15 protein-coding genes are annotated in these 13,606 nt (G+C 67.7%); 10 read left to right on the plus strand and 5 right to left on the minus strand.

Going from position 1 to position 13,606, the window contains the following annotated elements:
- Positions 1 to 23 precede the first annotated feature (23 nt).
- Positions 24 to 953 carry a pirin family protein gene (locus G342_RS0108030; RefSeq protein ID WP_018182609.1) on the plus strand — a complete coding sequence of 310 codons (930 nt, stop codon included), beginning with the start codon at positions 24 to 26 and terminating at the stop codon, positions 951 to 953.
- Positions 954 to 1,009: 56 nt separating this feature from the next.
- On the opposite strand, the gene murB is transcribed toward G342_RS0108030, so the two are convergent.
- From murB to G342_RS0108045, 3 genes are all read right to left on the minus strand, one after another.
- A complete protein-coding gene (gene murB, locus G342_RS0108035; protein ID WP_018182610.1) occupies positions 1,010 to 2,020 on the minus strand; it encodes a UDP-N-acetylmuramate dehydrogenase in 1,011 nt (336 codons plus the stop codon).
- 101 nt (positions 2,021 to 2,121) lie between these two features.
- Positions 2,122 to 3,429 carry a chloride channel protein gene (locus G342_RS0108040; RefSeq protein WP_425402212.1) on the minus strand — a complete coding sequence of 436 codons (1,308 nt, stop codon included), beginning with the start codon at positions 3,427 to 3,429 and terminating at the stop codon, positions 2,122 to 2,124.
- 79 nt (positions 3,430 to 3,508) lie between these two features.
- Positions 3,509 to 3,811 (minus strand): Dabb family protein, encoded by a 303-nt coding sequence (locus G342_RS0108045; protein ID WP_018182612.1) that lies wholly within the window; start codon positions 3,809 to 3,811, stop codon positions 3,509 to 3,511.
- 156 nt (positions 3,812 to 3,967) lie between these two features.
- On the opposite strand from G342_RS0108045, the gene dxs reads away from it, so the two are divergent.
- Complete coding sequence (dxs, locus tag G342_RS0108050; protein ID WP_018182613.1) at positions 3,968 to 5,890, plus strand: 1-deoxy-D-xylulose-5-phosphate synthase; 1,923 nt, start codon at positions 3,968 to 3,970, stop codon at positions 5,888 to 5,890.
- Here dxs and G342_RS0108055 read toward each other — a convergent pair.
- Both G342_RS0108055 and G342_RS0108060 read right to left on the minus strand, forming a co-directional pair.
- Positions 5,887 to 6,249, minus strand: a complete 363-nt coding sequence (locus G342_RS0108055) for an antibiotic biosynthesis monooxygenase family protein (protein WP_018182614.1) — start codon at positions 6,247 to 6,249, stop codon at positions 5,887 to 5,889. The two genes, dxs and G342_RS0108055, sit on opposite strands and share 4 nt — an antisense overlap.
- Entirely contained in the window at positions 6,246 to 6,575 is a 330-nt protein-coding gene (locus G342_RS0108060; protein ID WP_018182615.1) for an NIPSNAP family protein, read from the minus strand. Before G342_RS0108060 ends, G342_RS0108055 begins: the two co-directional genes overlap by 4 nt.
- A 73-nt stretch (positions 6,576 to 6,648) precedes the next feature.
- Between G342_RS0108060 and G342_RS0108065 the strand changes: the two genes are divergently transcribed.
- The 8 genes from G342_RS0108065 (at position 6,649) to G342_RS23600 (ending at position 13,533) form a co-directional block, all read left to right on the plus strand.
- Positions 6,649 to 7,347 carry an ArsR/SmtB family transcription factor gene (locus G342_RS0108065; protein ID WP_018182616.1) on the plus strand — a complete coding sequence of 233 codons (699 nt, stop codon included), beginning with the start codon at positions 6,649 to 6,651 and terminating at the stop codon, positions 7,345 to 7,347.
- A gap of 82 nt (positions 7,348 to 7,429) precedes the next feature.
- Positions 7,430 to 7,945, plus strand: coding sequence for a copper chaperone PCu(A)C (locus tag G342_RS23595; RefSeq protein ID WP_018182617.1), 516 nt, complete (start codon positions 7,430 to 7,432; stop codon positions 7,943 to 7,945).
- Entirely contained in the window at positions 7,942 to 8,565 is a 624-nt protein-coding gene (locus G342_RS0108075) for an SCO family protein (protein ID WP_018182618.1), read from the plus strand. Before G342_RS23595 ends, G342_RS0108075 begins: the two co-directional genes overlap by 4 nt.
- Before the next feature lie 795 nt (positions 8,566 to 9,360).
- Positions 9,361 to 9,630, plus strand: a complete 270-nt coding sequence (locus G342_RS0108080) for a metal-sensing transcriptional repressor (RefSeq protein ID WP_018182619.1) — start codon at positions 9,361 to 9,363, stop codon at positions 9,628 to 9,630.
- A gap of 38 nt (positions 9,631 to 9,668) precedes the next feature.
- The gene (gene dmeF, locus G342_RS0108085) at positions 9,669 to 10,634 is read left to right on the plus strand and encodes a CDF family Co(II)/Ni(II) efflux transporter DmeF (RefSeq protein WP_018182620.1); all 966 of its coding nucleotides are present in this window, start codon (positions 9,669 to 9,671) and stop codon (positions 10,632 to 10,634) included.
- Positions 10,635 to 10,697: 63 nt separating this feature from the next.
- A complete protein-coding gene (locus G342_RS0108090; RefSeq protein WP_018182621.1) occupies positions 10,698 to 11,426 on the plus strand; it encodes a class I SAM-dependent methyltransferase in 729 nt (242 codons plus the stop codon).
- 90 nt (positions 11,427 to 11,516) lie between these two features.
- Entirely contained in the window at positions 11,517 to 12,266 is a 750-nt protein-coding gene (locus tag G342_RS0108095) for a TlyA family RNA methyltransferase (protein ID WP_040878544.1), read from the plus strand.
- Positions 12,259 to 13,533, plus strand: a complete 1,275-nt coding sequence (locus G342_RS23600; RefSeq protein WP_018182623.1) for a class I SAM-dependent RNA methyltransferase — start codon at positions 12,259 to 12,261, stop codon at positions 13,531 to 13,533. The genes G342_RS0108095 and G342_RS23600 overlap by 8 nt, the downstream gene beginning before the upstream one ends.
- Positions 13,534 to 13,606: the final 73 nt, after the last annotated feature.

Genomic DNA, 13,606 nt, shown 5'->3' on the forward strand with positions numbered 1-13,606 from the left:
CACCGCATGTGAAGGAGAGTGCCATGAGCCGCCTGCCCGATATTGACCCGATCTTCGGCGACGCCGCCTCGAGCGATGCCATCGAGCTGGTCGTCGTGCCGCGTTCCGTCGACATTGGCGGCTTCGCCGTCAAGCGCGCCTTGCCGACCGCCAAGCGGCGCATGGTCGGGCCGTTCATCTTCCTCGACCAGATGGGCCCGGGCGACCTGCCCGTCGGCGAAGGCCTCGACGTGCGGCCGCATCCGCATATCGGCCTCGCCACCGTGACCTATCTGTTCGACGGCGAGATCATCCACCGCGATTCGACCGGCGTCGAACAGGCGATCCGGCCGGGCGACGTCAACTGGATGACGGCCGGCCGCGGCATCGCCCATTCCGAGCGCTCCAGCCAGGAATTCCGCCAGAAGGCCAATGACCGCCGCATCGGCGGCCTGCAGACCTGGGTGGCGCTGCCCAAGGACCAGGAAGAGGTGGAACCGCTGTTCCACCATCACGGCCGGGGCGACCTGCCGGTCATCACCGGCGACGGCGTCGACCTCCGCCTGATCATCGGCTCCGCCTATGGCGAGACCTCGCCGGTCGAGACCTTCTCCGACACCATCTATGCCGATGTCGCGCTGCAGCCGGGCGGCAAGCTGCCGGTCGACACCCAGCACGAGGAACGGGCGATCTACATCTTCGAGGGCGAGATCGAAATCGCCGGTGACGTGTTCGAGGCCGGCCGGCTGCTGGTGCTGCGCCCCGGCGACCCGATCCTCGTCACGGCGCGTGCCGCCACCCGGTTGATGCTGGTCGGCGGCGCGCCGATGGACGGCCCGCGCCACATCTGGTGGAACTTCGTCTCCTCGTCGAAGGACCGCATCGAGCAGGCCAAGGCCGATTGGAAGGCGGGCCGTTTCCACAAGGTCTATGGCGACGAGAAGGAATTCATCCCGCTGCCCGAGGGGCCGTAGCTCAGAACCGTGAGCGGCCTGCCACTTTGGCCGGCTCGGCCTGGGGATGTCGGAACTCAGACGAACACCGGCTCCTCGACCAGTTGCACGCCGAATTTCGCCCGCACGCCGGCCTTGATCTCGCCGGCGAGCGCCGTGATCTCGGCGGCCGAGCCGCCACCGTGATTGACGAGAATGAGCGCGTGCTTGTCGTAGACGCCGACATGGCCGAGGCGGACGCCCTTGAAGCCGCTCTGCTCGACCAGCCAGGCGGCCGACAGCTTGATGCGACCGTCCGGCTGGAGATAGCCACCCAGCTTCGGGTAATCGGCCTTGAGCGCGTCATGCAGCGTCGCCGGCACGATCGGATTCTGGAAGAAGCTGCCGGCATTGCCGATCACGGCGGGGTCGGGAAGCTTGCGGCCGCGCACGGCGACGACCTCGTCGAACACCGCCTCGGGCCGGACGGCGGCGGCGGCGTTGAACGTCGCGGCGATGTCCGGATAGGTCAGCACCGGCTGCCACGGGCGCGGCAGGCGGAAGCGGACGCTGGTGACGACGTAACGACCGGGATGATGCTTGAAGACGCTGTCGCGATAGGCGAAAGCGCAATCCTCCCGGCCGAAGGCCACGAAGGAACCGGTCTCGGTATCGAAAGCGCGCAGCGTATCGAAGCGATCTGCCAGTTCGATGCCGTAGGCGCCGATGTTCTGCACCGGCGAGGCGCCGACCGTGCCGGGGATCAGCGCGAGGTTTTCCAGCCCCGGATAGCCTTCGGCAAGGGTCCAGCGGACGAAATCGTGCCAGATCTCTCCGGCCGCGGCTTCGACCAGCCAGTGATCCGAATTCTCCTGCACCAGACGCCGGCCGGCGATCCGCATCAGCAGCGTCACTCCGTCGAAATCGGAACTCAGCACGATGTTGCTGCCGCCGCCGATCAGCCGGCGCGGCAGGTGTTTCAGGCGCGGATCGGTTAGGGCCGACCGCAGGTCCTCCTCGGAGCGGACCAGGACCGCCAGGCGGCTGCGGGCGCTGAAGCCGAAGCTGTTGCAGTCGTCGAGCGGATAATCGGTCAGTATCTCGTGCATTGTCGTTCCGGGCAGAAGGCCAAGCCGTCGGGGCGGGAGTTCCTATGGCCGATCGCACCGCCCGTGTCGATCGTCGGCCGGGCGGCGCCCCCCGATGCGGCTCAGTCGTTCGATGTCAGCATGCTGGCTAGACCGTGATAGAGCGATTGCGGCATCAGCAAGTTCGAAACGCCATAGCCCAGTACTGAAGCGCACATGATCGGAATGACATCGCCGTTGTCGCCGGTCATTTCCAGGATGATGACGAACGCCGTGATCGGCGCCTGGACGACGCCGGCGAAATAGCCGGTCATGCCCAGCAGCGCCGCGATGCCGGCGCTTCCGCCCAGCGTCAGGGCGAACAGGCTGCCGACCCCGGTGCCTACCGCCAGCGACGGCGCGAAGATGCCGCCCGGTATGCCCGACACCGACGAGAGTAGCGTCGCCACGAACTTCGCCGGCGCGAAATACCAGGGCAGTATCTCGCCCTCGATCGCCGCGCGCGCCTGGTCATAGCCGGTGCCGAAGGTGCTGCCGCCCGTGGCCAGGCCGATCAGCGCGACACCGAGCCCGCATAGGCCGGCAATGACAAGCGTCCGCTTGAACGGCATCACGCGGGTCCAGCGCCGGATCTGCTGTGTCGACCAGAGCATCACCCGGCCGAACAGCGCTCCGAACAATCCGCCGACGACTCCGCACAGGCCGACCATGAGCCAGCCCTCGACGCCGACGACATGGCCCGAGGCCTGGCCGAAATAGTCGTAGTTGCCCACCAGTCCGAGCGAGACGAGACCGGCGATGATGACGGCCGATAGGACGAGGCTCGCCGTCTTCTGCTCGAAGGACCGGCTCATCTCCTCGATCGCGAACACGATGCCCGCCAGCGGCGCGTTGAAGGCAGCCGAAATGCCGGCCGCCGACCCGGCCAGGATCAGGCCGCGGGCGCGGTCGGCTCCCCCGATCTGGCCGGCCTTCAGCATGATCGCCGCGCCGATCTGGACCGTCGGCCCCTCGCGACCGATGGATCCGCCGGATGCGATGCCGACCAGCGTGAGGAAGATCTTGCCGATGGCGACGCGCAGCGAGAGCAGCTTGCTGCGCGCCACGCTATCCGTCATCTCGCAGGCGGCGATGGCATGCTGGATGCCGCTGCCCGCCGCGCCCGGAAACACCGTGCGCGCCAGATGGGCGCAGAACATGAAGCCGAGCGGCGCGAGGAGGAGCGGAACCCAGACCGCCTGGCTGGCCAACCAGTGAAAGAGCAGCTGCGCCTGATCGGCGGCGTAGGCGAAGCAGACGCTGACCAGTCCCGTCGCGGCGGCGCCGACCCAGAACACGATGCGCCGACGCCAGAGGTCGCGGGATAGCCAGGCCGGCTGCGGCTGGTCGGACAGCTTCCGCAGACGCGGACGCTTCAGTTTCAATCGCAAAAGCAAGAGGCTGCTCCGTGTGGTATCGCCTGGCGACCACGGAACGAGGCCAATCGGCGCGGGATATCCATCGAGGACCTCAGTCGGCCTCCCCAAACGGGACATAGTCGATCTCGAGGAACGACTCCACCTCCGGCACCCAGCGGTCGCGCACGAAGGTCACATGGTCCGGATGATCGTCATATCGCGAATAGGCAGCCGGGTCGGTGAACTCCATAGAGAAGCCGAAATCATAGTCATTCTTGGCGCTAACCTGGCGCAGCTGCTCGAAATTGTCGACGCCGGGAATCGCCGCCAGCACCCGCGCATCGGCGAGAAACTGTCGTTCGGCCTCCGATCCCTTCGGATGCTTCAATCGGAAAACCACCGTATGCCGGATCATGCCTGCCCCTCGAATGTCTGCGCCGACCACAGTAGCGGTCACGCGCATATCCGCAACCACGCGAGATTTGGCCGCGCCCTTGGGCGACCGGCCGCGTTGCCTCTGGTCGCCGCGTCGTGTAACCGTGCCCGTTCATATAACAGCTTCGCTTGATAGATGACCGGCAAGCCCGAAACGCCCCTTCTCGACACTGTCGCCACGCCCGCGGACCTTCGCAAGCTGCCGGAGAGCTCGCTTGCGCAGCTGGCGGCGGAACTGCGCGCCGAGACCATCGACGCCGTCTCGATCACCGGCGGCCATCTCGGCGCCGGCCTCGGCGTCGTCGAGCTGACGGTGGCGCTGCACTACGTGTTCAACACGCCGGCCGACCGGATCATCTGGGACGTCGGCCACCAGGCCTACCCGCACAAGATCCTGACCGGGCGACGCGACCGCATCCGCACGCTGCGCCAGGCCGGCGGCCTGTCGGGCTTCACCAAGCGCTCGGAAAGCGAATACGACCCGTTCGGCGCGGCGCATTCCTCGACGTCGATCTCCGCCGGCCTCGGCATGGCGGTGGCGCGCGACCTTTCGGACGGCGACAACGCCGTCGTCTGCGTGATCGGCGACGGCGCGATGTCGGCCGGCATGGCCTATGAGGCGATGAACAATGCCGGCGCGCAGCGTTCGCGCCTGATCGTCATCCTGAACGACAACGACATGTCGATCGCGCCGCCGGTCGGGGCGATGTCCGCCTATCTGGCGAGGCTGGTTTCCGGCCGCGCCTATCGCTCCTTCCGCGAAGTGGCGAAGCAGCTGGCCCGCAAGCTGCCGCGCTTCCTGCACGAGAAGGCGAAGCAGACCGAGGAGTATGCGCGCGGCTTCTTCACCGGCGGCACGCTGTTCGAAGAGCTCGGCTTCTACTATGTCGGGCCGATCGACGGCCACAATCTCGACCATCTGCTGCCGATCCTGCGCAATCTGCGCGACGCGCCGGAAGGGCCGATCCTGCTGCATGTCGTCACGCAGAAGGGCAAGGGATACGCCCCGTCCGAGGCGGCCGCCGACAAGTACCACGCGGTCAACCGCTTCGACGTCATCACCGGCAAGCAGGCCAAGGCGACGCCGAACGCGCCGAGCTATACCCGCGTCTTCGCGGAAGCGCTGATCAAAGAGGCCGAGGCCGACGACAAGATCGTCGCCGTGACGGCAGCGATGCCCTCCGGCACCGGGCTGGACCTGTTCGGCCAGGCCTTCCCGCAGCGCACCTTCGACGTCGGTATCGCCGAGCAGCACGCCGTCACCTTCGCCGCCGGCCTGGCCTCGGAAGGCTACAAGCCGTTCTGCGCGATCTACTCGACCTTCCTGCAGCGCGGCTACGACCAGATCGTGCATGACGTGGCGATCCAGAAGCTGCCGGTGCGCTTCGCCATCGACCGCGCCGGCTTCGTTGGCGCCGACGGCGCCACCCATGCCGGCTCGTTCGACACCGGCTTCCTGGCCGCTCTGCCCGGCATGATCGTCATGGCGCCGTCCGACGAGGCCGAGCTGGTGCACATGATCGCGACCTCGGTCGCCATCGACGATGCCCCCTCCTCGTTCCGCTATCCGCGCGGCGAGGGTGTCGGCATCGACATGCCGGCGCGCGGCGAGCTCCTGCCGATCGGCAAGGGCCGGATCCTGCGCGAGGGCACCAAGGTCGCGATCCTCTCCTTTGGCACACGGCTCAAGGACGCGCTGAAGGCGGCAGAGGAGCTCGACACCTACGGCCTGTCGGCGACCGTCGCCGACGCCCGCTTCGCCAAGCCGCTCGATACCGACCTGGTGCTCGATCTCGCCCGCAATCACGAAGTCGTGATCACGGTCGAGGAAGGCGCCGTCGGCGGCTTCGGCACCCAGGTGCTGGCCTTCCTGGCCGGCGCCGGCGCCTTCGATCGCGGCCTGAAGATCCGCACGCTGGTGATGCGCGACGAATTCGTCGACCACGACAAGCCGGAGGCGATGATCGCCGCCAGCGGTCTCGACTCGCGCGGCATCGTCGCCACCGTGTTCGAAGCGCTGGGCCGCGGCGACGAAGCCGCCGCCTTCCGTCGGGCCTAGATCCCGGCGTCCCGATCCGCATGCGCCCGCCGGCTGTCGTCGGGCGCTTCGGTACGGTTCTCCAGTCCATAGTCGCGCAGCACGTTGGCGACGCGCAGGCGATAATCGCGAAAAACGCTGGCACGGCCCTTGGCCTGTGTCGCGCGATGGGCCGGACGATTGCGCCAGGCCGCGACCGCCGCCTCATCCCGCCAGAACGACAGGGACAGCAGCTTGCCCGGCTCCGCCAGGCTCTCGAAGCGCTCGACGGAGACGAAGCCGTCCAACTGCTCCAGATCGGCCTTCAGCGCCGCGGCGAGATCGAGATAGTGCTGCGCCTCGCCCTTCGCCGGCCAGACCTCGAAGATGACGGCGATCAAGGCTTCACCAGCGCCGCATGCGGCGTCGAGGCGAGCCGCAGGAACAGCCTGTCCTCGCGCCGGATGAACTGCTCCTTGCGGGCGAATTCATAATTCTCCCGCCCGAGCGGATCGTCGCGCAGGCGGGCGCGATAGGCCTCGTAGGCGGCGAGGCTCTCGATGTTGTAGACGCCATAGGCAGTGGTGCTCGAACCCTCCTGCGGCGCGTAGTAGCCGATCAGATCGGCGCCGCAGCGCGGTATGGCCTGACCCCAGTTGCGTGCATAGGCGTCGAAGGCCTCCGTCTTGAACGGATCGATCTCGTAGCGGATGAAACAGGTGATCATGGTCGGCTCCTTGTCGAAAACGCGGCCACCCTAGCGCATTGATCGACACGGATAGTTCGACTAGCATCGAACTATGAAGGAAGGTCCCGTCATCGCCTCCGTCGCCGCCCTGATCGGCGACCCCGCCCGCGCCAACATGCTGACGGCCCTGATGGACGGCCGCGCCCTGACGGTGAGCGAGCTGGCGCAAGCTGCCGGTGTCACCATCCAGACGGCGAGCAGCCATCTCGCCCGCCTCGACGCCGCCAACCTCCTCACCGCCGAGCGCCAGGGCCGCCACCGCTATTTCCGCCTCTCCGATCCCGAGGTGGCGCGCGTTCTGGAAGCGCTGATGGGGCTCGCCGAACGCACCGGCGCCAAGCGGGTCCGAACTGGCCCTCGCGACGCGGAACTCCGCACCGCCCGCATCTGCTACGACCACCTCGCCGGCGAGCGTGGCGTAGCCCTGCTCGCCGCGACGAAGCGCGCGGGATGGATCGCCGGCGACGACGATCTCCACGTCGCCCCCAGCGGCCGCGCTTTCTTCGTCGATTTCGGCATCGACATGGATCGGCTGGAACAGGCCCGACGTCCCGTCTGCAAGACCTGCCTCGACTGGAGCGAAAGGCGCAGCCATCTCGGCGGCGCTCTTGGGGCCGCGCTGCTCGACCGCGTGCTCGAACGCGGCTGGGCCCGGCGCGGCCCCGGCCGGGTGATCGCCTTTCCCGCCGACGGGCTCGCCGCCATGCGCGCCACGTTCGGCGACACGTTTACGGCCTCCACTGAGGCCTAGCCGCCTCCGGCAGCCGCCTTCGCCGTCCTCGCGGCATTCGGACACGCTTTCCAAGCTTCCACGGCAGGGTTATCTCTGCGGCATGATCAAACGCATCGCCCTTTCGCTTCTCCTCGCCGCATCGCTGGCCGCGCCGGTGCTTGCAGACGTCACCGCCGGCTCGCTGGTCATCAGCGAGCCCTGGTCGCGCGCCACACCGCCCGGCGCGCGCGTCGGCGGCGGCTATCTGACGATCCGCAACACCGGGTCCGGGCCCGACACACTGGTGTCGGTGGCCTCGCCGGCGTCCGAGAAGACGGAGCTTCACATGATGAAGACCGAGGACGGAGTCATGACCATGCGGCCGGTCGAGGGCGGCGTGGAAATCCCCGCCGGCGGCGTCCTGACGCTCGAGCCCGGTGGCTATCACGTCATGTTCATCCGGCCCAAGGCGCCCTTCAAGCAGGGCGAGAGCGTGCCGCTGACGCTGACCTTCGCCAAGGCCGGCGCCGTCGACGTGGCCCTCACCGTCTCGCCGATCGGCGCGCCGGGACCGGCCGGCAAGCCCGAGATGGATCATTCCGCGCATGGCGCGGGCCAGCATGGATCGTCCGAATGACCGACACGGAAAAGGGGAACAATCCCCACAAGACGCTGCGCACCGTCCGCTACGTGCTCTGGGCGCTGGTCGCGATCGTCGTCGTCGCCATCGGCGCCTATACGCTGTTCCCGAAGAGCACCAACCCGATCGCCCAGATAAGCTCGATCGGCGGGCCGTTCTCCGTCGTCGACCAGAAGGGACAGCCCGTCACCGAGGCGGCGCTGCAGGGCCACCCGTCGGCGATGTTCTTCGGCTTCACCTTCTGTCCCGACGTCTGCCCGACAACGCTCTACCAGGCGACGCAATGGCTGAAGCAGCTCGGCCCGGACGGCGACAAGCTCAAGGTCTATTTCGTCACCGTCGATCCCGAGCGCGACACGCCGGAGCAGATGGCGAACTACCTGCATGCCTTCGATTCCCGCATCGTCGGCTTGACCGGCAGCCGCGAGCAGATCGACGGCATGCTGAAGGCTTTCAAGGTCTATTCGAAGAAGGTCGGTGAGGGCGAGGACTACACGATGGACCACAGCGCCGCCGTGTACCTGCTCGATTCCAACGCAAACTTCGTCGGCACCGCCGACTATCACGAGAAGGACGTGACGATCATGGAGAAGCTGAAGCGCCTCGTCGCCAGCTGATCCGTGATCGACGGATGGATTCGTCCGGGGCCGCCCGGGCGAATGTGCGAACCGGACCGTCAGGGTTTAGCAGCGCGCGCCCCAGCAGGGTCGCCATTTATGTGAGCCGCTGCACGGTGAGCCGCCACCCGCCAACCTCCCTTGCTCGCAGATGGATGGATCCCGGCCTTCGCCAGGATGACGATCGAGGGTCGGGAGAGGGCGAAGCCTTCCACCGAGGGGCAGACTTCCGAGGCCGGAAACCCACACCCGCGGCACTTCGTGCGTCGACCTCTCCCTCAGGGAGAGGTGAAGGGGCGCCTTTGTCGTCGGAGCCCGACGCCTACCCCCACTCGTCGTCATCCCGACCTCCGGACCGAGATCCAGCCAGCCGGATTGTGTAGTCCGCCGCACGCCAACCTCCGGGATCGCGGCGAATTCGGCGCCCCGCCTCGGTCGAAAGGCGCGACGCCTGCACAGTTCGCCGCTGCTACGTCCCGTCCGGATGAAGCGCCAGCCTGCGCGACACGCTCGCCGTCATCCCGGGCGGAGCCCCCGGATCCATCCAGTCGGGTTGCCAACCGAGCCAACCTCCCGGGATCACGGATGCATGGATCCCGCCCTCGCGGGAATGACGGAGGTGATACGGTGGCTTGGATGCCATTCCCATTGGCATCCCTGCCGCTGCGACTGGGATTCCCCCGCCAGCGCCCTTCCCCGCCCCGAACCCTTTTCCTACACAGCCCCTAAACAGCCCCGCGAACCGCTCCCAATCTCCCGCTTCCCACATCCCCTCCAGGGGGATAGGATACCAACATGAGCCACGCCCAGAACCCCGAGATCCTGCAACGCCTGCGCCGTGCTTCCGGCCATCTCGCCAGCGTCATCACCATGGTCGAGGACGGCCGCGACTGCCTGGCCATCGCCCAGCAGATGCAGGCGGTGATCAAGGCGATCGAAAGCACCAAGCGGACGCTGATCCACCATCACATCGACGAGCATCTCGGCGCGGCTGCCGGCACGCTGCCGGCCGACGAGGCCCGCGCGCTCGTCAACGAGATCAAGGAAGTCAGCAAATACCTCTGAGCCGCGCGCCCGGATATTTGCCGGAAGGAGTTTTTCCGATGAACGCGACCGAAACCCTCGGCGGCCACGAGCACATCTTTCTCGGCGCCTCGCATCATCGCAACCAGCGCCGGACGATGATCGTCGTCGGCATCACGGCGCTGACCATGGTCGCCGAGATCGTCGCCGGCTATGCCTATGGCTCGATGGCGCTGCTCGCCGACGGCTTCCACATGTCGACCCATGCCGGCGCCCTGCTCGTCGCGGCGCTCGCCTATGGCTATGCAAGCCGCCATGCCCGCGACCCGGCCTTCACCTTCGGCACCGGCAAGGTCGGCGATCTCGCCGCTTTCGCCAGCGCCATCATTCTCGGCGTCGTCGCCATCCTGATCGCCGTCGATGCGGCCTGGCGGCTGGCGCGACCGGTGCCGATCGATTTCGACCCGGCCATCGTCGTCGCCGTGATCGGCCTCGCCGTCAATCTCGTCAGCGCGCTGCTGCTGCACGAGGGCACCCCCGGCCATGCGCACGGCCACCACCATGACCATCCGCACGCGGGCCATGACCACCATGATCACGGCCATGATCATGGGCATGCGCGCGACCACAATCTGCGCGCCGCCTACCTGCATGTTCTGGCCGACGCAGTGACCTCGGTTCTGGCGATCGGCGCGCTGCTCGCCGGCCGCTTCCTCGATTGGGTCTGGCTCGATCCGGCGATCGGCATCCTCGGCGCCGTGATGATCGCCAGCTGGTCGGTGCGCCTGATGCGGGACAGCGGCCGGGTGCTGGTCGACGCCGTGCCGGACGCGGACCTGGCCAGGACCATGCGCGAGCGGATCGAGCGGGCGGGCGCCCGGGTCACCGACCTGCACCTCTGGCGCGTTGGCCCCGGCCACAACGCTGCCGTGATCAGCCTGGTGGCCACGGCGCCGCAGACGCCCGAGGCCTACAAGGCGACGCTCGCCGGCCTGCAGGGGCTGTCGCACGTCACTGTCGAGGTGCGGCGGTTGGCGGCCGGCTGATCCCGTCTCGATCCCATTTGTGATAAGGCTCCTCCCGCCGCCGACGACGGGATGGAGACAGCGATGACGCAGAATATCTACGACAACCCGGCCTTCTTCGAGGGCTACAGCCAGCTCGGCCGCTCGGTCGAGGGCCTTGCCGGCGCCGCCGAATGGCCATCGCTGCGCGCCATGTTGCCGGAGCTGAAGGGCCTGCGCGTCGTCGATCTCGGCTGCGGCTATGGCTGGTTCTGCCGTTACGCGCGCGAACAGGGCGCAGCGGAGGTACTCGGCCTCGACGTCTCCGAGCAGATGCTGGCGCGCGCCCGCTCGATGACGTCGGACGCCGGCATCCGCTACGAGCGCACCGATCTCGAACATCTCGACCTGCCGCCGGCCGCGTTCGATTTCGCCTACAGCTCGCTCACGCTGCACTACATCGCCGATCTCGCCGACCTGCTTTCGACGCTGCATCGCGCGCTGCTGCCCGGCAGCCGCTTCGTGCTGTCGATCGAGCACCCGATCTACATGGCGCCGACAAGGCCCGACTGGGCCACCGACGCCGAGGGCCGCAGGATCTGGCCGCTCGACCGCTACAGCGAAGAGGGCGAGCGCACGACCGACTGGCTGGCGAAGGGCGTCGTCAAGCAGCACCGCACCATGGGCACGCTGCTGACCCTCCTGATCCGCGCCGGCTTCACCCTCGACCATGTCGAGGAATGGTCGCCGACCGACGCCGAAATCGCCGCCCATCCCGACTGGGCGCCGGAACGCGACCGGCCGATGTTCTTGCTGATCGGAGCGCATCGATAGGCTGCCAACACGCCGATCCGGGACAGGAAGTGCCCCTGCGGCCCCATGGCCCCCTTGCGCTCGGCCGCCGCGCACGCCATCACTCGCGCCATGAACGACACCACACATCGCCTGGATATGGTCCTGCTCGCGCGCGGGCTGGTCGCCTCGCGTGCCAAGGCGCGCGACGCCGTCCTGCGCGGGCATGTCCGCGTCGACGGCGTCCTGATCACCAAGCCGGCCGCGACCATCCGCCCGAACGCTACGCTTGAGATTGACGACCCGGCGCAGCGCTACGTCTCGCGCGCCGCGCTCAAGCTCGTCGCCGGGCTCGACCATTTCGGCTACGACGCCACCGGCCGCACGGCGATCGACCTTGGCGCCTCGACCGGAGGCTTCACCGAAGTTCTGCTCGAACGCAATGTTCGTCATGTCCATGCACTCGATGTCGGGCACGGCCAGCTGCATCCGCGCGTCGCCGGCCGTTCGCGCGTCACCATGCGCGAGGGCCTGAATGTCCGCGATTTGACCGCCGAAGACATCGGCGAACCCTTCGACGCCATCGTCTGCGACGTGTCGTTCATCTCGCTCCGGCTGGCCCTGCCGCCCGCGCTTGAATTGGCGGAGCCGGGCAGCTGGGGCGTTCTTCTGGTCAAGCCGCAGTTCGAGGTCGGCAAGGACGGCATCGCCAAGAATGGCCTCGTTCGCGACGCCAGCGAAGGCGAGGCCGCCGTCCAGCGCATCGTCGACTGGATTGCCGCGGAGCCGGGATGGGTCGTCGACGGCCTCATCCCCTCCCCGATCGCCGGTGGCGACGGCAATCACGAATTCCTGCTCGGCGTAAGGAAAGACAATGGCTGAGACGCTCACCATCACCGCCCTCGGCCATGAAGGCGACGGCATTGCCGAAACCGCTTCCGGCACCAAAGTCTTCGTGCCGTTCACACTTCCCGGCGAGGTCGTCACGGCTGAAATCGAGGGCGAGCGCGGTCATCTTGTCTCGATCGTCCGACCAAGCCCCGACCGCATCGAGCCCGCCTGCAAGCATTTCACCGTCTGCGGCGGCTGCGCTCTTCAGCATTGGGCGCCGGAGAAATACCAGGCCTGGAAGCGCGATCTCGTCGTCCACGCCTTCGCCCAGCGCGGCATCGAGACCGAGGTCGATCCGGTCGTACCGGTCGGGCCGCATTCGCGCCGCCGCGCCGTGTTCACGCTGGCGCGCGAGGACAAGGGCCTCGTGCTCGGCTTCAACAAGCGCGACAGCCACGACGTGCTGGCGATCGAGGAATGCCCGCTGCTGGTGCCCGAGATCGAGACGCGGCGCGACAAGCTCGCGGCGCTGGCCAACCGGCTGGTCGACCAGGGCAAGCGCGCCCGCATGACCGTGGTTTCGACCGATACCGGCCTCGACGTTTCGCTCGAGGGCGCCCGCAAGCCGGGCCGCGCCGATTATGAGGCGCTTGGACGCGCCGCCGTCGACGGCGCGATCTGCCGGCTGACGGTGGACGGCGCCGAAATCGTCATGAGCCGCGTCCCGGAGATCCGCAACGATCCGATCGTGCTCTATCCGAGCCCCGGGGGCTTCCTGCAGGCGACCGCCTCCTCCGAACTCGCCATGGCCGATCTCGTCGATAGCGCCATCGGCAAATCGAGCGGGCCCGTCCTCGATCTCTTCTCCGGCATCGGCACCTTCACGTTGAAGCTGGCGCGGCGCTTCCCGGTGCTCGCCGTCGAGGGCGAGACCAAGCTTCTGGAGGCGCTCGATCGCTCGATGCGCTTCTCCAAGGGCATCCGGGCGGTCACCACCCGCCGGCGCGACCTGTTCCTCAATCCGATGGCGGCGGTCGAGCTCAAGGAGTTCAAGGCCGTCGTGTTCGATCCGCCGCGCGCTGGCGCCAAGGCGCAGGCCGAGACGCTGGCGAAATCCGTCGTGCCGAAGGTCGTCGGCGTCTCCTGCAATCCGGCGACGCTGGCGCGCGACGCCCGCATCCTGATCGACGGCGGCTACAAGCTGACCCGCGTGACGCCAGTCGACCAGTTCCTGTGGTCCGGCCATATCGAGGTGGTCGCCACCTTCGAGCTCGCACGCAAGGGCGCGAGCACGGCAAGACGGGTCCGCCTAAGCTGATCGGCCTGGCAATCCCCGCCGGCGATTCAATCGCAAGATCCGGATAGCGGCAGCGAGCAGCCTGTCGTTCCAT

Origin of the sequence: Kaistia granuli DSM 23481 (genome assembly GCF_000380505.1) — a bacterium.
In the GTDB taxonomy this organism is placed as follows: domain Bacteria; phylum Pseudomonadota; class Alphaproteobacteria; order Rhizobiales; family Kaistiaceae; genus Kaistia; species Kaistia granuli.

Excerpts from the sequence above, each read along its gene's own strand:
- G342_RS23600 (WP_018182623.1), top strand. The coding sequence starts at position 12,259 with ATGGCTGAGACGCTCACCATCACCGCCCTCGGCCATGAAGGCGACGGC.
- G342_RS23595 (WP_018182617.1), top strand. The coding sequence starts at position 7,430 with ATGATCAAACGCATCGCCCTTTCGCTTCTCCTCGCCGCATCGCTGGCC.
- G342_RS0108090 (WP_018182621.1), top strand. The coding sequence starts at position 10,698 with ATGACGCAGAATATCTACGACAACCCGGCCTTCTTCGAGGGCTACAGC.
- G342_RS0108095 (WP_040878544.1), top strand. The coding sequence starts at position 11,517 with ATGAACGACACCACACATCGCCTGGATATGGTCCTGCTCGCGCGCGGG.
- dxs (WP_018182613.1), top strand. The coding sequence starts at position 3,968 with ATGACCGGCAAGCCCGAAACGCCCCTTCTCGACACTGTCGCCACGCCC.
- murB (WP_018182610.1), bottom strand. The coding sequence starts at position 2,020 with ATGCACGAGATACTGACCGATTATCCGCTCGACGACTGCAACAGCTTC.
- dmeF (WP_018182620.1), top strand. The coding sequence starts at position 9,669 with ATGAACGCGACCGAAACCCTCGGCGGCCACGAGCACATCTTTCTCGGC.
- G342_RS0108080 (WP_018182619.1), top strand. The coding sequence starts at position 9,361 with ATGAGCCACGCCCAGAACCCCGAGATCCTGCAACGCCTGCGCCGTGCT.
- G342_RS0108045 (WP_018182612.1), bottom strand. The coding sequence starts at position 3,811 with ATGATCCGGCATACGGTGGTTTTCCGATTGAAGCATCCGAAGGGATCG.
- G342_RS0108060 (WP_018182615.1), bottom strand. The coding sequence starts at position 6,575 with ATGATCACCTGTTTCATCCGCTACGAGATCGATCCGTTCAAGACGGAG.
- G342_RS0108030 (WP_018182609.1), top strand. The coding sequence starts at position 24 with ATGAGCCGCCTGCCCGATATTGACCCGATCTTCGGCGACGCCGCCTCG.
- G342_RS0108075 (WP_018182618.1), top strand. The coding sequence starts at position 7,942 with ATGACCGACACGGAAAAGGGGAACAATCCCCACAAGACGCTGCGCACC.
- G342_RS0108065 (WP_018182616.1), top strand. The coding sequence starts at position 6,649 with ATGAAGGAAGGTCCCGTCATCGCCTCCGTCGCCGCCCTGATCGGCGAC.